This is a genomic window from Mycobacterium sp. 1245111.1, from assembly GCF_001673405.1.
GTDB lineage: Bacteria > Actinomycetota > Actinomycetes > Mycobacteriales > Mycobacteriaceae > Mycobacterium.
Genome location: NZ_LZLV01000052.1, coordinates 1 through 605 on the forward strand (window position 1 = coordinate 1; position 605 = coordinate 605).

Annotated in this window: 1 protein-coding gene; it reads left to right on the forward strand. The window is 63.5% G+C overall.

Annotation, left to right across the window (positions count from 1 at the left end):
• Nucleotides 1-605: MMPL family transporter (locus tag A5658_RS10100; protein WP_156751348.1), on the forward strand; the 605-nt coding region annotated here is incomplete at both ends.

Genomic DNA, 605 nt, shown 5'->3' on the forward strand with positions numbered 1-605 from the left:
GGCACCCCGCTGGAGGATGCCAAGATCTACCTCGCCGGCACCGCAGCCACCTTCAAAGACTGGAAGGACGGCTCCAAGTACGACCTGATGATCGCCGGGATTGCGGCGGCCACCTTGATTTTCGTCATCATGCTGGTGATCACCCGAAGCGTGGTGGCGGCCGTCGTGATTGTCGGCACGGTGCTGCTCTCGCTGGGCGCGTCGTTCGGGCTCTCGGTACTGCTCTGGCAGTACATCCTCGGCATGAACCTGCACTGGATGGTCTTGGCAATGGCGATCATCCTGCTGCTGGCGGTCGGCTCGGACTACAACCTGCTCTTGATATCCCGGTTCAAAGAAGAGATCCACGCCGGGCTCAAGACGGGCACGATCCGCGCGATGGCCGGTTCCGGGTCGGTGGTGACCTCGGCCGGGCTGGTGTTCGCCGCCACCATGGCCACGTTCGCCTTCAGCCCGTTGAAGGTGATGGGTCAGGTCGGTACGACGATCGCGCTGGGTCTGCTGTTCGACACCCTGATCGTCCGGTCTTTCATGACGCCGTCGCTGGCCACACTGCTCGGACGTTGGTTCTGGTGGCCGCAACATGTCCGCCCACGACCGGCCAG